The sequence below is a fragment of the Bacillus sp. FSL K6-1145 genome, from assembly GCF_038003425.1.
Classification (GTDB): domain Bacteria; phylum Bacillota; class Bacilli; order Bacillales; family Bacillaceae; genus Bacillus; species Bacillus pumilus.
In genome coordinates this window covers 1-20119 of sequence record NZ_JBBOPC010000001.1, presented here as the reverse complement: position 1 = coordinate 20119, position 20119 = coordinate 1, and the positions used below count along the sequence as shown (strand labels likewise).

Here is a 20119-nt window from a genome sequence, read left to right as displayed (position 1 = left end):
TTTTGCACTCAATGGAGGTTTCTCATGCATATTGATATCCATCGACATTCTGATACATCGCTTTCAAATCAGATTTACTTTTCAATCATTGATCATATCCAATCGGGTTTGCTTCAACAGGGAGATAAGCTGCCAACTGTACGTGATTTGGCAAAGCAGTTGAATGTGAGTCTTGTCACGGCAGCAAAGGCATACACTCGGCTGAAGGACGACGGATATTTAACGACTGTGCAAGGAAAAGGAACGTTTGTGGATGAGTTGCAAAAGCAGTCAGAGATTCCGGTTCCGTCAGCTACCTCTTTTGATTGGCAGTTATCCATTCCGGATTATTTACCACGATCTCAATTTGCTCAGTATCACTATGTCGAAGAAGCGATCAACCTTTCTTCCTCTATGATCGATCCAGGGCTTTTGCCGAACCGTTATTTAGAAAAAGAAATGCAGCATGTCCTAGCCAGACATCCTCAAATCATGTCAAAGTATGGGGAAATTCAAGGGGATCTTCAGCTGCGGCAGGTCATTCAGTCTTTTTTAGAAAAGCTGGATGTGCCTTCAACTCCTGAGAATATCCTAGTAACTAGTGGTTCTCAGCAAGGGCTTGATCTGGTCGCACGTGCGTTTATCGGTCCTGATGATGTAGTTGTCATGGAAGCACCAACCTATCCAGGCGCCATTGATGTCTTTATGGGCAGAGGGGCAAGAATTATTACAGTCCCTGTTGATCATGAAGGAATGAACATGAAGCAGCTTCAAAGCATTTGTGATAAATATAAACCAAAGCTCATCTACACGATTCCTACTTTTCACAGTCCGACAGGCGCCAGTATGTCAATGAAACGCAGAAAACAACTTCTCTTACTGGCTCAAAGTATTGATTGTCTGATTGTAGAGGATGATCCTTATCGTGAGCTATATTTCGAAAAGAAGCCGCCTGCACCTATCAAAAGTCTGGATCATGATGGACACGTCATTTATTTACGAGGTTTAAGTAAAACACTTGCTCCAGGATGCAGAATTGGGATTATCACTGCTTCAGGCTCGATATTTAATCGTTTATTAGCTGCAAAGGCCAATAATGATTTAGGCAGCCCTCTTCTCACACAAAAAGCCATTCTGCCATTTCTGACTTCAAAGAAAATGATTGATCATACGAAAAAGCTGAGAACCGCCTTGAAGGTCAGACGTGATTTAATGATAGATGTGTTAACGAAGCACGCACCAAAAGATGTGACGTGGCAAATTCCTCAGGGTGGGCTCAATTTGTGGCTTAGCTTTCCTTCCTGGGTTGATACACGTGCACTGCTGCATGAGGCACGTAAACAGCAAATCACCTTTCTGCCTGGCTCTGTGTGCTATCCTGGAGAGCCGAAACAAAACTATATCCGCCTCAGCTTTTCTTATGTGAATGAAAAGGCACTGACCGAGGGAGTGGAAAAGTTATGTGGTATTTTTCAGCAAGCCTTGTCCACTCCTCAAAATCACAAACAATCGCTTTTCTTTTAACGATAAAAAACTGCTCTCATGCATAGAGAGCAGTTTTTTATTAGAACCAACCTTTTACTGTGTCAACGATTCCGCCCCAAATGCCAGCGAAGAATCCACCTACACCACGCATTGCAAGGATGAACCAGTTTGCTTTTTCATCGCCTGTTTTGGTTATAAGCTCAACACCTGATTGATCTTTATTCAAATAGCCGTAGTCCTTCTCATCACCAGAATAAGAAGTCGTCAGCATGCCTACCTTCGTTCCTTTTTTAATAGGAGCTTCGAGTTTTGTTTTCTCGATATTTACTTTTGCTTTAAAGCTCTTTTCGTCGCCATTTTTTACCGGCACAGAGAAAGCTTCTTTCGTAACGACAGGTACTTCTTTGTCTTTGCCTTTGTCGACTTCGATGTTTTCATGTCCTTTGATCTGTTGACCTTTTTTGTACATTTCTTTCATCGTGAAGTTTTTAAACGCATAATCGAACAGTTTTTTCGCCACGTCAAAACGTGCTGTATGAAGATTACCTTTTGCATTCAAGATCACTGCGATGACACGCATGTCACCTTGCTTAGCGGTACCTGTGAAGCTAGAACCAGCTGAATCTGTAGAACCTGTTTTCAGACCGTCTACACCTTTGTATTCCTTCACAAGTCCTTTAAGCATGAAGTTCCAGTTAGGCATGTCCATTTCATCGTCTGTGCCTTCTCTGAACTTTGTTTTCGCAATACTTGATGTTTCAAGAATTTCTGGGTGGTCTTTGATGAGATGCTGTGCAAGCAATGCCATATCTTTCGCAGATACTTCACTTTCTTCATCAGGACCTGTACCTTTTGGCTGTTTGCCATGTAAGTCTTTATTTTCTAGTCCAGTTGCATTCACGAATTTGTAGTTTGTTAAACCTAATTCTTTCGCTTTTGCGTTCATTTTTTCAACGAACTTCGATTCTGATCCAGCAATCACTTCTGCTAAGCCAATTGCTGCTGCATTTGCCGAATAAATAGCCGTTGCTTGATAAAGTTCTTTCACTGTATACGAGCCATCTTTTCTCAAAGGAACGTTTGATAAACTGCGGTCCTGAGAAATTTCGTATACATAATCATCTGGCGTATACGTTTGATCCCATTTCACTTTGCCTTCAGCAATCGCTTCTAGTAAAAGATACTCTGTCATCATCTTTGCCATACTTGCAATAGGTAGTCTTTGTTCTGCGTTTTTACTATAAAGGATCTTACCTGTAGAAGCTTCAATTAGGATCGCTGCTTTCGCATTCACATTGAATGGATCTTCAGCTGCTTTTGCTTTGGACATTGGTGTAAATGCTGTCACAATCAATGCCAGTGCAAGGATAGAGACCATAAGCTGTTTCAATATCTTGCTGTTCAATCGTCATACCTCCGTTATCATCTTTTTTCGACATATTTCATATATATTTAATCCACAAGGGCTTATTTCAACACAACAGTATAAATTTTATCACAATAAAGACAAAAAAAATAGACAGAGTCATAGACCCTGTCAAATGTAATTTAACTGTCACAATTTATCAAGAAATTGTGTAGTTTGGTGATTCTTTTGTAATTTGTACATCATGTGGATGACTCTCACGAAGTCCTGCACCAGTCATGCGAATGAACTGTGCATCTTCTCTAAGAGAGCGTAAGTCCTGTGTTCCACAATAGCCCATACCAGAACGGATACCGCCAACGAGTTGATACACTGTATCAACGACTGGTCCTTTGTATGGTGTACGGCCTTCAATACCTTCTGGAACGAATTTTTTATTATCTTCTTGGAAGTAACGATCTTTACTTCCTTTTTCCATTGCAGCGACTGAACCCATACCGCGATAAACTTTGAAGCGTCTACCTTGGAAAATTTCTGTGTCTCCTGGGCTTTCAGATGTACCAGCTAGAAGGCTTCCAAGCATTACAGCATGTCCACCAGATGCTAGAGCTTTTACGATATCACCTGAATATTTAATTCCACCATCTGCAATAATAGCTTTACCATGTTTTCTTGCTTCTGTTGCACAGTCATAGATCGCTGTGATTTGTGGTACACCAACGCCTGCAACAACACGTGTTGTACAAATAGATCCTGGTCCGATACCGACTTTCACAATATCGGCTCCTGCTTCAAACAATGCTTTAGTTGCTTCGGCTGTTGCAACATTACCAGCAATGATATTAAGAGAAGGATATGTTTCGCGGATTTTCGATACAGTGTTTAGAACACCTTGTGAATGACCATGTGCCGTATCAATGACAACGACATCCACATTGGCTTCGACTAATTTTCTTACACGAGTCATTGTATCGCCAGTGACACCAACAGCGGCACCAACAATTAAACGACCATGTGCATCTTTAGAGGAGTTAGGGAATTCGATCACTTTTTCAATATCTTTGATGGTGATGAGACCTTTTAACGTTCCTTCGTCATCTAAAAGAGGTAATTTTTCAATTTTGTATTGCTGTAGGATTTTTTCAGCTTCTTCTAACGTCGTACCGACAGAAGCTGTCACAAGTTCCTCTTTTGTCATCACATCGCTAATCTTCATTGAATAATCCGAAATAAATCGAAGGTCACGGTTCGTAATAATACCGACAAGCTTTTGATCTTCTATGTTATTTACAATCGGTACACCTGAAATACGGTACTTACCCATTAGGTGCTCTGCATCAAACACTTGATGCTCAGGTGTTAAGAAGAATGGATTTGTAATAACGCCGCGCTCTGAACGTTTTACTTTATCCACTTGCTCTGCTTGCTGCTCAATAGACATGTTCTTATGAATGATACCAAGACCACCTTGACGTGCCATTGCAATCGCCATTTGTGATTCAGTCACCGTGTCCATTCCTGCACTGATAATTGGAATGTTTAGTTTTAATGTGCTTGTTAACTCAACTGATAAATCGACATCTCGCGGAAGTACTTCAGACTTAGCTGGAACAAGCAAAACATCGTCAAACGTCAAACCTTCTTTTGAAAATTTACTTTCCCACATTAGTAAATCCCCCTCTTTTCGGCAAAATATTATATGTAGATTATCAACTAGCAAACAGCATGTCAAGGAAGCAACAAACAGTTGCAATTTTTAGAAAATATAAAGAGAGTTGAGGAAGAAGATGAAAAGTTCAGGATGGAAGGATTTAAAACGTTTTTACTCACTCGAAACTTCCCAAAAGTTTCTATATCAACAATATGAGAAACGGAACATTCAAGATGCAAACCAGCAAGCCTATAAAAACTGTGAACGGTTTATTTATTTTTTAAAGCATGGCCATACGTTCTATGAACAGGCAGCTATCGCTCCACTCGAACTGAAGCCCATTTTATTGTTTTATGGAATGGCTCAGTTACTAAAGGCCTGTTTACTGACAGTTGATCCTCACTATCCTTCTCAAACCTCTGTTTTGGCCCATGGTGTAACATCGAGAAAGAGAAAGAAGCAGCACTACCGTTTTAGTGAAGATGAGGTGAAAATTCAACGAAATGGACTATGCATGCATGTGTTAAAGCATCTATTTCATTTAAATGGAATTGAAGATGAGCGATTTACGATGATTCATCTCCTTTCAAAGATACCGGAAATGAGTCATATTCTAGATTTTCAAAAACAGCCCTCAGCATTAGTTAAAGTGGAAAAGGCCAATGGGATGATGATTCAAGATCATATTCCATTGCTTTATAACATGTCTGCTGAACGCTTTATTGAATACTTTGAGTTTCATACAAGTTGGAAACTCAGACAGAGAGAAGCGAAAAAGCTGACGTTTGATGTATCTCTAGAAGAAAACCCAGCGCTGGCTACTCATCTTCATTATGATTTAGAAATGGATCAATGGTATATTCCGTCAACGCGTGATTCCTTTTTAGGGATTCCTGAGATCATCAGTCATTACTTATTAATGTATAACCTCAGTATGATTGCCCGCTACGAAACTGAATGGTGGTACGAGCTGCTGTCTCAATACATTAGCGATGATTACGTCATGATTGAACGCTACATGGAGATTGCCGAAGAGAAGTTCCCAGCTTATATCATGATGCTATTAGAAGAAAAAACAAAAAAGACCAGTTCCGTATGGAACTGATCCTTAGAAAAGCTTGGCGGCGTCCTACTCTCACAGGGGGAGACCCCCAACTACCATCGGCGCTGAAGAGCTTAACTTCCGTGTTCGGTATGGGAACGGGTGTGACCTCTTCGCTATCGCCACCAAACCTGATGGAGAGAATGTTCTCTCAAAACTAGATAACAATGTTCAAACTTCACATTAGAATATAGGTTAAGTCCTCGATCTATTAGTATCTGTCAGCTCCACGTGTCACCACGCTTCCACCTCAGACCTATCAACCTGATCATCTTTCAGGGATCTTACTTCCTTGCGGAATGGGAAATCTCATCTTGAGGGGGGCTTCATGCTTAGATGCTTTCAGCACTTATCCCGTCCGCACATAGCTACCCAGCGATGCCCTTGGCAGAACAACTGGTACACCAGCGGTGCGTCCATCCCGGTCCTCTCGTACTAAGGACAGCTCCTCTCAAATTTCCTGCGCCCGCGACGGATAGGGACCGAACTGTCTCACGACGTTCTGAACCCAGCTCGCGTACCGCTTTAATGGGCGAACAGCCCAACCCTTGGGACCGACTACAGCCCCAGGATGCGATGAGCCGACATCGAGGTGCCAAACCTCCCCGTCGATGTGGACTCTTGGGGGAGATAAGCCTGTTATCCCCGGGGTAGCTTTTATCCGTTGAGCGATGGCCCTTCCATGCGGAACCACCGGATCACTAAGCCCGACTTTCGTCCCTGCTCGACTTGTAGGTCTCGCAGTCAAGCTCCCTTGTGCCTTTACACTCTGCGAATGATTTCCAACCATTCTGAGGGAACCTTTGGGCGCCTCCGTTACATTTTAGGAGGCGACCGCCCCAGTCAAACTGCCCACCTGACACTGTCTCCCTGCCCGATAAGGGCAGCGGGTTAGAAGGTCAATACAGCCAGGGTAGTATCCCACCGATGCCTCCACCGAAGCTAGCGCTCCGGTTTCCAAGGCTCCTACCTATCCTGTACAAGCTGTACCAACATTCAATATCAGGCTGCAGTAAAGCTCCACGGGGTCTTTCCGTCCTGTCGCGGGTAACCTGCATCTTCACAGGTACTATAATTTCACCGAGTCTCTCGTTGAGACAGTGCCCAGATCGTTGCGCCTTTCGTGCGGGTCGGAACTTACCCGACAAGGAATTTCGCTACCTTAGGACCGTTATAGTTACGGCCGCCGTTTACTGGGGCTTCAATTCGCACCTTCGCTTACGCTAAGCGCTCCTCTTAACCTTCCAGCACCGGGCAGGCGTCAGCCCCTATACTTCGCCTTACGGCTTCGCAGAGACCTGTGTTTTTGCTAAACAGTCGCCTGGGCCTATTCACTGCGGCTTCTCGGGGCTTTAACACCCTAAGAAGCACCCCTTCTCCCGAAGTTACGGGGTCATTTTGCCGAGTTCCTTAACGAGAGTTCTCTCGATCACCTTAGGATTCTCTCCTCGCCTACCTGTGTCGGTTTGCGGTACGGGCACCTCTCACCTCGCTAGAGGCTTTTCTTGGCAGTGTGGAATCAGGAACTTCGCTACTAAATTTCGCTCGCCATCACAGCTCAGCCTTTATGGGAAACGGATTTGCCTATTTCCCAGCCTAACTGCTTGGACGCGGATATCCAATACCGCGCTTACCCTATCCTCCTGCGTCCCCCCATTGCTCAAATGGTGAGGAGGTGGTACAGGAATATCAACCTGTTGTCCATCGCCTACGCCTTTCGGCCTCGGCTTAGGTCCCGACTAACCCTGAGCGGACGAGCCTTCCTCAGGAAACCTTAGGCATTCGGTGGACGGGATTCTCACCCGTCTTTCGCTACTCATACCGGCATTCTCACTTCTAAGCGCTCCACCAGTCCTTCCGGTCTGACTTCACAGCACTTAGAACGCTCTCCTACCACTGTTCGTAAGAACAGTCCGCAGCTTCGGTGATACGTTTAGCCCCGGTACATTTTCGGCGCAGAGTCACTCGACCAGTGAGCTATTACGCACTCTTTAAATGGTGGCTGCTTCTAAGCCAACATCCTGGTTGTCTAAGCAACTCCACATCCTTTTCCACTTAACGTATACTTTGGGACCTTAGCTGGCGGTCTGGGCTGTTTCCCTTTCGACTACGGATCTTATCACTCGCAGTCTGACTCCCAAGGATAAGTCATCGGCATTCGGAGTTTGACTGAATTCGGTAACCCGGTAGGGGCCCCTAGTCCAATCAGTGCTCTACCTCCGAGACTCTTACCTTGAGGCTAGCCCTAAAGCTATTTCGGAGAGAACCAGCTATCTCCAGGTTCGATTGGCATTTCACCCCTACCCACACCTCATCCCCGCACTTTTCAACGTGCGTGGGTTCGGGCCTCCATTCAGTGTTACCTGAACTTCACCCTGGACATGGGTAGATCACCTGGTTTCGGGTCTACGACCACGTACTCATGCGCCCTATTCAGACTCGCTTTCGCTGCGGCTCCGCATCTTCTGCTTAACCTTGCACGGGATCGTAACTCGCCGGTTCATTCTACAAAAGGCACGCCATCACCCTTTAACGGGCTCTGACTACTTGTAGGCACACGGTTTCAGGATCTATTTCACTCCCCTTCCGGGGTGCTTTTCACCTTTCCCTCACGGTACTGGTTCACTATCGGTCACTAGGGAGTATTTAGCCTTGGGAGATGGTCCTCCCGGATTCCGACGGAATTTCACGTGTTCCGCCGTACTCAGGATCCACTCTGGAGAGAACAACATTTCAGTTACAGGGCTGTTACCTTCTTTGGCGGGCCTTTCCAGACCTCTTCGCTTATATCGTTCCTTTGTAACTCCGTATAGAGTGTCCTACAACCCCAAGAGGCAAGCCTCTTGGTTTGGGCTGTTCCCGTTTCGCTCGCCGCTACTCAGGGAATCGCATTTGCTTTCTCTTCCTCCGGGTACTTAGATGTTTCAGTTCCCCGGGTATGCCTTCTCATACTCTATGTATTCAAGTATGGATACTACTCCATTACGAGCAGTGGGTTTCCCCATTCGGAAATCTCCGGATCAAAGCTTGCTTACAGCTCCCCGAAGCATATCGGTGTTCGTCCCGTCCTTCATCGGCTCCTAGTGCCAAGGCATCCACCGTGCGCCCTTTCTAACTTAACCATTTCTTACTTTAGAAAGAATCACTATGTGTGATGAACTTTGCATTGCATTCAATGTGAATGTATTACTTATTGTTATCTAGTTTTCAAAGAACACGTTGGTGGAGCCTAGCGGGATCGAACCGCTGACCTCCTGCGTGCAAGGCAGGCGCTCTCCCAGCTGAGCTAAGGCCCCGATTTAATAGAAGATGGTGGGCCTGAGTGGACTCGAACCACCGACCTCACGCTTATCAGGCGTGCGCTCTAACCAGCTGAGCTACAGGCCCATCTTTCATATCGAAGATATGATGTTGTAGGATCTTTTGCAAGTTCCTTCAAAACTAAACAAGACGAAAACGCACACTGCTCCATATATCCTTAGAAAGGAGGTGATCCAGCCGCACCTTCCGATACGGCTACCTTGTTACGACTTCACCCCAATCATCTGCCCCACCTTCGGCGGCTGGCTCCATAAAGGTTACCTCACCGACTTCGGGTGTTGCAAACTCTCGTGGTGTGACGGGCGGTGTGTACAAGGCCCGGGAACGTATTCACCGCGGCATGCTGATCCGCGATTACTAGCGATTCCAGCTTCACGCAGTCGAGTTGCAGACTGCGATCCGAACTGAGAACAGATTTATGGGATTGGCTAAACCTTGCGGTCTCGCAGCCCTTTGTTCTGTCCATTGTAGCACGTGTGTAGCCCAGGTCATAAGGGGCATGATGATTTGACGTCATCCCCACCTTCCTCCGGTTTGTCACCGGCAGTCACCTTAGAGTGCCCAACTAAATGCTGGCAACTAAGATCAAGGGTTGCGCTCGTTGCGGGACTTAACCCAACATCTCACGACACGAGCTGACGACAACCATGCACCACCTGTCACTCTGTCCCCGAAGGGAAAGCCCTATCTCTAGGGTTGTCAGAGGATGTCAAGACCTGGTAAGGTTCTTCGCGTTGCTTCGAATTAAACCACATGCTCCACCGCTTGTGCGGGCCCCCGTCAATTCCTTTGAGTTTCAGTCTTGCGACCGTACTCCCCAGGCGGAGTGCTTAATGCGTTAGCTGCAGCACTAAGGGGCGGAAACCCCCTAACACTTAGCACTCATCGTTTACGGCGTGGACTACCAGGGTATCTAATCCTGTTCGCTCCCCACGCTTTCGCTCCTCAGCGTCAGTTACAGACCAGAGAGTCGCCTTCGCCACTGGTGTTCCTCCACATCTCTACGCATTTCACCGCTACACGTGGAATTCCACTCTCCTCTTCTGCACTCAAGTTTCCCAGTTTCCAATGACCCTCCCCGGTTGAGCCGGGGGCTTTCACATCAGACTTAAGAAACCGCCTGCGAGCCCTTTACGCCCAATAATTCCGGACAACGCTTGCCACCTACGTATTACCGCGGCTGCTGGCACGTAGTTAGCCGTGGCTTTCTGGTTAGGTACCGTCAAGGTGCGAGCAGTTACTCTCGCACTTGTTCTTCCCTAACAACAGAGCTTTACGATCCGAAAACCTTCATCACTCACGCGGCGTTGCTCCGTCAGACTTTCGTCCATTGCGGAAGATTCCCTACTGCTGCCTCCCGTAGGAGTCTGGGCCGTGTCTCAGTCCCAGTGTGGCCGATCACCCTCTCAGGTCGGCTACGCATCGTCGCCTTGGTGAGCCATTACCCCACCAACTAGCTAATGCGCCGCGGGTCCATCTGTAAGTGACAGCCGAAACCGTCTTTCATCCTTGAACCATGCGGTTCAAGGAACTATCCGGTATTAGCTCCGGTTTCCCGGAGTTATCCCAGTCTTACAGGCAGGTTACCCACGTGTTACTCACCCGTCCGCCGCTAACATCCGGGAGCAAGCTCCCTTCTGTCCGCTCGACTTGCATGTATTAGGCACGCCGCCAGCGTTCGTCCTGAGCCAGGATCAAACTCTCCGAAAAAGTACAAAACCGAAGTTTTGTTTTTCGTCAGCGTTTGACTGACTACCTATGATATAACATAGGATTTTTTTATAAAAACTCGAATTAACAGGTACGTTTTGTCTTGTTTAGTTTTCAAAGAACTTGTGTGTCACTCTCTTAAAGCGACCACTTAAATATATCATATATCTCTATCAACAGTCAACATTTTTCTTAAAAAACATTTTGTTTTTCTAAGAAGTTTTTACTGGGGAATGAGATAAAAAATAGAGCCTCTTTTTGCTCCTTTGAAAGATTAACACATATCTATGAAAAAAGCATTATAAATTTCAAAAAAAGTGATGTTTTTTCAAAAAAAATAAAGCCGGTGAAAAACCGGCTTTATTTTTACTCAGATTGCTCTTGATCTGACTCTATATTCTCTACGTTCTCTTCATTATCTTCATCGTCTTCTTGTGATTGTTCAACTAATGCCACTGTTGCGACATGTTCCTCATCACCAAGACGGATTAGGCGGACACCTTGAGTGACACGGCCTGTTGTCGAAATGTCTGAAACGGCCATACGAATGATGACACCGCTCCCTGTAATAATCATCAAGTCTTCTTCAGCTTCAGCATTGGTCGCCTTCACTGTGACAAGCGGACCATTGTTGTCAGTGATCTTGCATGTTTTAAGACCTTTACCGCCTCGAGTTTGAACACGATATTCTTTTTCAGGCGTTAATTTACCATAACCTCTTTCGGTTACGATCAATACGTTTGCATCTGGCTCAAGGATTTCCATTCCAACGACGATGTCATCCTCAGAAAGTGTAATCCCTTTGACCCCAGCTGCCGTACGTCCCATTTCACGAACATCTGTCTCGGCGAAACGAATCAGCATCCCCTTTTTCGTCCCAATGATGATTTGTTTTTCTCCATTGGTTAAACGAACGGCCATCAGTTCATCTTCGTCACGAAGGCTAAGTGCAATAAGACCGTTGTTTCGAATGTTAGCGAACTGGGACAATGTCGTCCGTTTGGATACACCATGTCTTGTTGTAAAGAAGAGATACGAATTTTCATCAAATTCGCTTACAGGAATAATGGCGTTAATCCATTCTCCCTTTTCTACTTCAAGAAGGTTAATGATCGGAATCCCTTTCGCTGTCCGTCCGAATTCAGGAATCTCATACCCTTTCGCACGATAAACCTTCCCTTTATTAGAGAAGAAAAGAATCGTATCGTGGGTCGATGTTGAAATCAACTGTTCAACGAAATCATCTTCGTTGGTTCCCATTCCTTGGACACCTTTACCGCCTCTTTTTTGACTGCGGTATGTTGATGCAGGGAGACGCTTGATATAACCATTATGCGTCAGCGTAATCACGATGTTCTCAACAGGAATCAAATCTTCGTCTTCAATTGTTTCAATACCCGCTGTCACAATTTCAGTACGGCGCGTATCATTGAAGCGTTCTTTAATTTCTATTAATTCTTCTCTAATGATTTCAAGTACTTTCTCATTGTCTGCTAAAATGGCTTTTAATTCAGCAATCAAATCAACAAGTCCTTTATATTCATCTTCTATCTTTTCTCGTTCTAGACCAGTCAAACGCTGAAGTCGCATATCAAGAATGGCCTGTGCCTGTTTTTCAGACAAGCTATAGTTCTCCATCAAACCATTTCTCGCAATTTCCGCAGTTTGAGAGCCTCTAATTAAAGCAATGACTTCATCTAAGTGATCAAGTGCAATTCTCAGACCTTCTAAAATGTGTGCTCTTGCTTCTGCTTTACGCAGCTCATACGCTGTTCTTCTGCGAATGATCACTTTTTGATGCTCTAGATAATACTCAAGACATTGTTTGAGGGACAAGACTTTCGGCTGTCCATCAACAAGTGCTAATAAGTTGATACCAAAAGACGTTTGAAGTGTCGTTTGTTTATAAAGATTGTTTAATAGAACATGAACGTTTGCATCTCTACGCAGTTCAATGACAATACGCATACCATTACGATCTGATTCATCACGCAAGTCTGTAATGCCATCAATCTTTTTATCACGCACAAGATCAGCAATTTTTTCAATTAAACGGGCTTTGTTGACTTGGTAAGGGATCTCATTGATAACAATGCGCTGTTTACCACTAGATGTTTCCTCAATATCCGATTTTGCTCTTAATGTAATAGAGCCGCGCCCTGTCTCATACGCCTTCCGAATACCACTTCGGCCAATGATTTGACCTGCTGTTGGGAAATCTGGGCCTGGGATGATGTCCATAAGTTCCTGTGTGGTCATTTCAGGGTTTTGACTGATAGCCAATACTCCATCAATCACTTCACCTAATTGGTGTGGCGGAATATTGGTCGCCATTCCTACAGCAATTCCTGTCGCTCCGTTTACCAATAAGTTCGGGAACCTTGCAGGCATCACCATTGGCTCTCTTTCACTGCCGTCATAGTTATCCTGATAATCAATGGTATCCTTAGTGATATCACGGAGGATTTCCATAGAAATCTTCGATAGACGTGCCTCGGTGTAACGCATCGCCGCTGCTCCGTCTCCATCGACTGAACCAAAGTTTCCATGACCATCTACTAACATATAACGATAGTTGAAGTCTTGCGCCATACGAACCATCGCTTCGTATACAGCACTGTCACCATGAGGGTGATACTTACCGATAACTTCCCCGACGATACGTGCAGATTTCTTAAATGGTTTATCACTTGTCATACCTAGGTCATTCATCGCATACAAAATTCTTCGATGCACGGGCTTTAATCCGTCACGCACATCTGGTAATGCACGCGACACAATCACACTCATTGCATAATCTAAAAAAGACGTACGCATTTCCTGACTAATATTCACTTCGCGTACATTTGGTGTATGTTGTTCACTCACTATAAGAACCTCCCTTTACGTATCACATGAAATAAATTATGTGGGAGTAAAATATGTATTTATCTTCACAAGACTATTCTCCATTATATCAATAATCTCGTCTTTATACACATTTATTTACTAGAAAATCAGCGAAAACACGGAAAAACAGGACATTGGTTACACGCCCCTATTTCTTGAAAAACAACCTTATTCCAAACAAGAAATAAGGTTGTTCTCAGTAGGGATCTATCTAAATATCGAGGTTTTTCACGTATTGCGCATTTTCTTCGATAAAGTTTCTTCTCGGCTCTACTTTATCTCCCATGAGCATTTCAAATGTCTCATCAGCATCGATCGCATCCTCAAGTGTGACTTGAAGAAGTGTTCTCGCATCAGGGTCCATTGTTGTTTCCCAAAGCTGAGTTGCGTTCATTTCTCCAAGACCTTTATAGCGCTGAAGTCCAGGTTTTGGTGTTTGAGGCAATGTCTTTAGCAGCTCATCTAGCTGTTTATCGTTATACACATACTCAACACGTTTACCTTGCTGCACTTTAAATAAAGGTGGCTGCGCAATATACACATAACCGTTTTCAATGATTTCACGCATGTAGCGATAGAAGAATGTTAAAAGCAGCGTTCGAATGTGCGCTCCATCGACATCCGCATCCGTCATGATCACAACTTTGTGATAGCGAGCTTTCTCTAAATTAAAGTCTTCTCCGATTCCAGTCCCTAACGCTGTAATCATTGAACGAACCTCGTTGTTCGATAGAATTTTATCTAGTCGCGCTTTTTCAACGTTTAGGATCTTCCCTCTTAACGGTAAGATTGCTTGGAAGTGACGATCACGACCTTGCTTAGCAGATCCACCCGCAGAATCTCCCTCTACGATATAAAGTTCAGAGATGGAAGGGTCTTTAGAAGAACAATCCGCCAGTTTCCCCGGTAAGCTGGAGACTTCCAGTGCACTTTTACGTCTTGTCAGCTCACGTGCCTTTTTGGCAGCCATTCTTGCACGAGCTGCCATCACGCCTTTCTCCACAATTTTCTTTGCAGCATCAGGGTTCTCTAAGAGGAATTTCTCAAGTGCTTCAGAGAAAAGGGAGTCGGTAATGGTTCTTGCTTCTGAGTTACCGAGCTTTGTCTTCGTTTGTCCTTCGAATTGAGGATCTGGATGTTTGATGGAGATAATGGCTGTTAAGCCCTCTCGCACATCTTCACCGCTCAAATTCGAGTCTCCATCTTTGAATACGCCATTTTTACGAGCATAATCATTGATGACACGCGTCAGACCTGTTTTAAAGCCTGCTTCGTGTGTTCCGCCTTCATACGTGTTGATATTGTTGGCGAAGGAATAGATGTTGCTTGTATAGGAATCGTTATATTGTAATGCCACTTCAACCGTGATTCCATCTTTTTCACCTTCGATGTAAACGGGTTCTTCATGAACGACTTCTTTTGAGCGATTTAAATGTTCTACATAGCTCTTAATACCGCCTTCATAGCAGTATTCATTTCGTCGTTCTTTCCCCTCGCGTAAATCTTCAATAACGATGTTGACACCTTTTGTTAAGAAAGCTAACTCACGTACACGGTTGGCAAGTGTGTCGTAATCAAATTCAATGGTTTCAGTAAAAATTTCTGTATCTGGCACAAAATGAGTGGTTGTCCCTGTAACATCTGTTTCACCAATGATCTCTAAATCTCCAACTGGAACACCACGTTTGAATTGTTGATAATGAATTTTCCCATCACGATATACGGTCACGTCTAAGGTCGTAGATAACGCATTAACAACAGATGCCCCTACGCCATGCAGACCGCCAGATACTTTATAACCGCTGCCGTCAAATTTACCGCCAGCGTGAAGAACAGTCATAATAACCTCTACAGCAGGACGTCCCATTTTCTCATGAATCCCAACAGGAATTCCGCGGCCATTATCTTTCACTGTAATGCTATTATCCTTTTCAATTTGCACCGTAATATCTGTGCAATATCCAGCTAAAGCCTCATCAATACTGTTGTCGACAATTTCCCATACAAGATGGTGAAGTCCTTTTGCACTGGTTGACCCAATGTACATTCCTGGACGTTTTCTAACAGCTTCTAGTCCTTCAAGCACCTGTATCTGATTTTCATCATAACTATTATGTTGCTGTTCCATTGCCACGTACATTCACCTACACTTTTCTTAAACGATATATTTATATGAATTGAGCTTTTAGACTTCAATTTCAATCACAAATGAAGCACGTTTTTTGAGCGTGCTTGAGGAAAGAGGAGAGTAATAAACAGATTTAGTTGTGACGACGATGGATTTGGGTGTCCCTTGTGATAACGAAATGATTTGTCTTTCGTGTTTTAGGAGAAACTCTTCCACAACAGAAGACGACCTCATTTTGTAATCAACAATTGCGACAATCTCTCGTGTAGAAACAACACAATCATCACCTAAATGAATATACAAGACCCACACCTCATTTATCAGTCAATTACTTTTCCACTGGCTACTCTGAAAATTTCCGCTTCTTTCAAGGTGGCGTGATCGATGCCTTCAACACTTGTTGTGGTGACGAAGGTCTGTACACGTCCCTGAATGGTATGGAGCAAATGAGACTGTCTGTAATCATCAAGTTCAGATAAAACATCATCGAGTAGAAGAATGGGATATTCTCCAATCTCTTCGTGTATCAAGTCGATTTCTGCCAGCTTTAGTGAAAGAGCTGTTGTTCTTTGCTGCCCTTGAGAGCCATATGTCTGAACATCCCGACCATTCACAAAGAAAAGAAGGTCATCTCTGTGAGGTCCCCACAGCGTCACTCCTCGGTCTATTTCTCTGTCTCTTAGTTTCTGAAACGATTCTTCATAGCTATTCTTTATTTTCGACAAGTCTGACGCTTCTGATACCTCTATCGCCGTGTGGTATTGGAGCGTGAGTGTTTCTAGCTCTCTAGAAATGCCAAAATGCAACGGCTGCGCCCATTTCTCGAGCTGTTTCGTAAAAGTCAGTCGTCTTTTGACAACTTTCGCTGCCGCATCAATCAACTGCTCTGTTAAAACCTCCAGCATCGCTTGATCCTTTTGCTTTCTTGTCTGCAATTGTTTCAAGTAATGATTCCGCTGAGAGAGAATTTTTTGATAGAGCGATAAATCATGCAAGTAGACAGCAGAAACTTGTCCAATCTCCATATCGAGAAATCTTCTGCGGATTTGCGGGCTGCCCTTCACAAGACTTAAGTCCTCTGGTGCAAACATGATGGTGTTTAACGCCCCAACATAATGACTGAGCTTCTGTTGTTCAATGTGATTGACCTTGCCCTTTTTCCCTTTTTTTGAGATCACTAGCTGCATTGGGAGTGGACCATTTTTTTTGATGACTCTACCTTCTATTTTAGCATAGTCTTGGTCCCATCGGATAAGTTCTTTATCATTTGACGTACGATGCGACTTTGCCATCGACAATACATAGATCGCTTCCATCAAGTTCGTTTTACCTTGGGCATTCTCACCGATCATGACATTCACCTTGTTGTCGAATTGAAGCTCGGTGTGTTCATAGTTTCGGTATGAAGTTAACGCCAGACTTTGAATGTACATGTATTGTCACCCGTTTCTAATTCACAACTTGAAATGTGCCATAACCTTCTATCTCGACAACATCTCCTGGGTATAGTTTGCGTCCCCGTCTATTATCTGGCTCTTGATTAATGAACACCTCATGTTCACTTAAAAACCATTTCGCCATTCCGCCAGATTGGATGACTTCGGCTAATTTCAAAAACTGCCCTAATGTAATCATTTCTTTCTCAATGGTTATAAGATTAGGCATTGTATCGACCTCTTTCAATATCACTAATATCTAATTGTACTAAAAAACAAGACAAGAAGGAAAGGGGGAAAGCGAACTGGGATGAAAGAAAGCATGGTAAACGAGAAGAAAAGCTGCTGTGCACTCTCACAGCAGCTATTTTAGTTGAATTAATATGTTCTGACTGGAAGAATCAACTGCAAGATTGAATCATCATTTGGCGTGCGCAACAGGAAAGGTCTCATGGCACCAGTAAAACTTACATGAATTTCAGTTCCCTCTAATACTTTTAACGCATCCAGCATATATTTTGGACTGAAGGAGATTTTAAGGTCCTCCCCTTTAATGTCATCTGCTTGAACCGTTTCGACTACTTTACCGATCTCAGGTGAATTAGAAGAAATCTCAAGGCTTTGTTCAGGATCAGCTGACAGCTTTACGACGTTATTGCGTCCTTCTCTTGCCAAAAGTGATGCACGATCAATGGCTTGAAGGAATTCCTTCGTGTTGACCACGACATCCGTTTTACTTTCCTGCGGGATCAGGCGAGCTGTATCTGGATAATTACCATCCAGCAATCTTGAGAAGAACAACACGTTTTGTGCTTTAAAGAGAACTTGAGTTTCTGTAATTACGATGCTCACAAGATCTTGTCCATCATCAAGGATTCTACTTAGCTCTGTTAAACTTTTCCCTGGAATCACGACATTGTATGAGCTTTCCTCGTCAATATCCAACTTCGCTTTTCTTAAAGCAAGACGGTGGCTATCCGTCGCTGTGCATATTAATTCACCTTTTTCTACCCTCCAGTTTACACCTGTCAAGATAGGTCGTGTTTCTGAGGTGGACACTGCAAAAACAGTTTGACGAATTAAGTTTTTAAGCAGGTCTGTCGGAATTTGAAATGCATGATGCTCTTCAATTTGCGGAAGATGCGGATATTCCTCAGCATCTAAGCCGTTTAAGTTAAATTCCGCTGAACCAGAACGGATGATGGTAAGGTGATTTTGTTCTACTTCAATTTCGACAGTAGCCATTGGCAGTTTCTTCACAATTTCACTAAAGAAGCGGGCCTGAAGCACAATACTCCCTGGACGATCAATCGTGATCACTTCTAAATCTCCATCTCTTTGAGAAATAAAGGATTCAATTGAGATATCAGAGTCGCTTCCTGTGAGAGAAACCCCCTCATCAGATGCAACAATTTTTATCCCTGTCAAAATAGGTATCGTTGTTCTAGAGGATACGGCCTTTAATACATCTTGGACACTTTCGACAAGACGATCTTTTTGAATCGTGAATTTCATAGTGGTCCTCCTAAATTTTCTTAATGACATGTATATATATTTTATTAATAAAAATCGTAGAAGTAATAGTAGGGCTTGTGAATATGTGGATAAGTCGGTAATAAGAAAGGAAAGACAGCCTATCCACATGTGGACAGACTGTGTATGACTATGCTCTAGTTATTCACATTTTCCCGTACTTATTATATCAGCTAGGTTATTTTAATTGTTCTTTGATTTCTTTCACATGCTGCTGAAGCTGTTCATCTTCAACGATTAATTTCGAAATCTTCTCATGAGCATGAATGACAGTCGTATGATCACGACCTCCAAATTCTTCTCCTATTTTAGGCAGAGAGGAATCAGTCATTTCTCTAGAGAGATACATGGCAATTTGTCTTGGATAAGCAACTGACTTCGTACGTTTCTTCGCTTTGAAATCCTCTAAGCGAATATTAAATTGCTGCCCTACAATTCTTTGAATATCTTTAATTGTAATGATCCTTGGCTTCGATGAAGGAATGATGTCCTTTAGCGCCTCAGCTGCTAGATCCGCATTGATATCTTTATTAATTAAAGAAGAATAAGCAACGACACGAATCAAAGCACCCTCCAGTTCACGAATGTTGCTGTCGATTTGATTGGCAATATAAAGCATGACTTCATTCGGAATGTCTAATCCCTCTGCTTTTGCCTTTTTTCGTAAAATCGCAATACGCGTTTCTAAATCTGGCGGGGTAATGTCTGTGATTAAGCCCCATTCGAATCGAGAGCGTAATCTGTCTTCAAGTGTCGGAATTTCTTTCGGCGGCCGATCACTAGAAATGACGATTTGCTTACTTTCTTCGTGAAGTGTGTTGAATGTATGGAAAAATTCTTCTTGTGTTTGTTCTTTTCCTGCTAAAAATTGAATATCATCTATCAAAAGCACATCGACATTCCGATAGCGATTACGGAAATCGACAGCTTTGTTGTCTCGGATTGAGTTGATAAATTCATTTGTAAATTTTTCAGATGATAGATAGACCACTTTGGCTGATGGATTATGGTCGATGACATAATGACCAATCGCATGCATCAAGTGAGTCTTTCCTAAACCAACGCCCCCATAAATAAAGAGCGGATTATATGCTTTTGCTGGTGCTTCCGCAACTGCAAGTGAAGCGGCATGCGCAAATCGGTTGCCTGAACCAATAACAAAAGTATCAAATGTATATTTTGGATTCAGCATATTTTGTGGAATATCGACGGGATCTTCTTTAGACATTTTTTTAATTGGAGACTTTGGCATAGCTTCCACTTCATCCTGATTTTGAGGAATAATAAATTTAATACTGAGCTCTTCACCTGTCAGTTCGTAGATGGTATCAGCAATTAAATGAAGATATCTTGATTCCAGCCAGTCTCTAGCAAATTCATTTGGTGCGGTAATTGTAAGCGTATCACCTTGAAGAGAATGGGCTTTTGTCGATTTCATCCATGTCTCAAAACTGGGCTTGCTCAACTTTGTCTCTATTTTTTGAAGTGCTTTATTCCACAGATCCAAAATATTTTCCAT

Annotated in this window: 11 protein-coding genes, 2 tRNA genes and 3 rRNA genes; 2 read left to right on the top strand and 14 right to left on the bottom strand. The window is 43.5% G+C overall.

Features of this window, described 5'->3' with window-relative positions; all coding sequences use genetic code 11:
* The first annotated feature begins 24 nt into the window (after nucleotides 1–24).
* Nucleotides 25–1503, top strand: coding sequence for a MocR-like pyridoxine biosynthesis transcription factor PdxR (pdxR, locus tag MHH41_RS00080; RefSeq protein ID WP_050945824.1), 1479 nt, complete (start codon nucleotides 25–27; stop codon nucleotides 1501–1503).
* A gap of 40 nt (nucleotides 1504–1543) precedes the next feature.
* Here pdxR and MHH41_RS00075 read toward each other — a convergent pair whose 3' ends face one another.
* Nucleotides 1544–2869, bottom strand: a complete 1326-nt coding sequence (locus tag MHH41_RS00075; protein WP_003218098.1) for a D-alanyl-D-alanine carboxypeptidase family protein — start codon at nucleotides 2867–2869, stop codon at nucleotides 1544–1546.
* A gap of 160 nt (nucleotides 2870–3029) precedes the next feature.
* Complete coding sequence (guaB, locus tag MHH41_RS00070) at nucleotides 3030–4496, bottom strand: IMP dehydrogenase (RefSeq protein ID WP_003218109.1); 1467 nt, start codon at nucleotides 4494–4496, stop codon at nucleotides 3030–3032.
* Between the two features lie 121 nt (nucleotides 4497–4617).
* Between guaB and MHH41_RS00065 the strand changes: the two genes are divergently transcribed.
* Nucleotides 4618–5586, top strand: coding sequence for a YaaC family protein (locus MHH41_RS00065; protein ID WP_050945823.1), 969 nt, complete (start codon nucleotides 4618–4620; stop codon nucleotides 5584–5586).
* Nucleotides 5587–5597: 11 nt separating this feature from the next.
* Here the strand turns inward: MHH41_RS00065 and rrf are convergent.
* From rrf to dnaA, 12 genes are all read right to left on the bottom strand, one after another.
* Nucleotides 5598–5713 (bottom strand): 5S ribosomal RNA (gene rrf, locus MHH41_RS00060).
* A gap of 61 nt (nucleotides 5714–5774) precedes the next feature.
* Nucleotides 5775–8705, bottom strand: a 23S ribosomal RNA gene (locus MHH41_RS00055).
* A gap of 98 nt (nucleotides 8706–8803) precedes the next feature.
* A tRNA-Ala gene (locus MHH41_RS00050) sits at nucleotides 8804–8879 on the bottom strand.
* Nucleotides 8880–8893: 14 nt separating this feature from the next.
* Nucleotides 8894–8970, bottom strand: a tRNA-Ile gene (locus MHH41_RS00045).
* 95 nt (nucleotides 8971–9065) lie between these two features.
* Nucleotides 9066–10614 (bottom strand): 16S ribosomal RNA (locus tag MHH41_RS00040).
* Together the 16S, 23S and 5S rRNA genes with 2 tRNA genes alongside form the textbook arrangement of a ribosomal RNA operon.
* A gap of 366 nt (nucleotides 10615–10980) precedes the next feature.
* The gene (gene gyrA / locus MHH41_RS00035; protein WP_003214767.1) at nucleotides 10981–13482 is read right to left on the bottom strand and encodes a DNA gyrase subunit A; all 2502 of its coding nucleotides are present in this window, start codon (nucleotides 13480–13482) and stop codon (nucleotides 10981–10983) included.
* 232 nt (nucleotides 13483–13714) lie between these two features.
* The gene (gyrB, locus tag MHH41_RS00030) at nucleotides 13715–15631 is read right to left on the bottom strand and encodes a DNA topoisomerase (ATP-hydrolyzing) subunit B (protein WP_034620352.1); all 1917 of its coding nucleotides are present in this window, start codon (nucleotides 15629–15631) and stop codon (nucleotides 13715–13717) included.
* Between the two features lie 57 nt (nucleotides 15632–15688).
* Entirely contained in the window at nucleotides 15689–15934 is a 246-nt protein-coding gene (gene remB, locus MHH41_RS00025) for an extracellular matrix regulator RemB (RefSeq protein ID WP_212046499.1), read from the bottom strand.
* A 17-nt stretch (nucleotides 15935–15951) separates the two neighbouring features.
* Nucleotides 15952–17064, bottom strand: a complete 1113-nt coding sequence (gene recF / locus MHH41_RS00020) for a DNA replication/repair protein RecF (protein WP_003215341.1) — start codon at nucleotides 17062–17064, stop codon at nucleotides 15952–15954.
* 16 nt (nucleotides 17065–17080) lie between these two features.
* The gene (gene yaaA / locus MHH41_RS00015; protein WP_003215257.1) at nucleotides 17081–17296 is read right to left on the bottom strand and encodes a S4 domain-containing protein YaaA; all 216 of its coding nucleotides are present in this window, start codon (nucleotides 17294–17296) and stop codon (nucleotides 17081–17083) included.
* A 149-nt stretch (nucleotides 17297–17445) separates the two neighbouring features.
* Complete coding sequence (gene dnaN, locus MHH41_RS00010; protein ID WP_050944677.1) at nucleotides 17446–18582, bottom strand: DNA polymerase III subunit beta; 1137 nt, start codon at nucleotides 18580–18582, stop codon at nucleotides 17446–17448.
* Between the two features lie 196 nt (nucleotides 18583–18778).
* On the bottom strand, nucleotides 18779–20119 hold the full coding sequence (dnaA, locus tag MHH41_RS00005) for a chromosomal replication initiator protein DnaA (RefSeq protein WP_003214781.1): 1341 nt from the start codon (nucleotides 20117–20119) through the stop codon (nucleotides 18779–18781).

Excerpts from the sequence above, each read along its gene's own strand:
- MHH41_RS00065 (WP_050945823.1), top strand. The coding sequence starts at position 4,618 with ATGAAAAGTTCAGGATGGAAGGATTTAAAACGTTTTTACTCACTCGAA.
- recF (WP_003215341.1), bottom strand. The coding sequence starts at position 17,064 with ATGTACATTCAAAGTCTGGCGTTAACTTCATACCGAAACTATGAACAC.
- dnaN (WP_050944677.1), bottom strand. The coding sequence starts at position 18,582 with ATGAAATTCACGATTCAAAAAGATCGTCTTGTCGAAAGTGTCCAAGAT.
- dnaA (WP_003214781.1), bottom strand. The coding sequence starts at position 20,119 with ATGGAAAATATTTTGGATCTGTGGAATAAAGCACTTCAAAAAATAGAG.
- guaB (WP_003218109.1), bottom strand. The coding sequence starts at position 4,496 with ATGTGGGAAAGTAAATTTTCAAAAGAAGGTTTGACGTTTGACGATGTT.
- yaaA (WP_003215257.1), bottom strand. The coding sequence starts at position 17,296 with ATGCCTAATCTTATAACCATTGAGAAAGAAATGATTACATTAGGGCAG.
- gyrB (WP_034620352.1), bottom strand. The coding sequence starts at position 15,631 with ATGGAACAGCAACATAATAGTTATGATGAAAATCAGATACAGGTGCTT.
- pdxR (WP_050945824.1), top strand. The coding sequence starts at position 25 with ATGCATATTGATATCCATCGACATTCTGATACATCGCTTTCAAATCAG.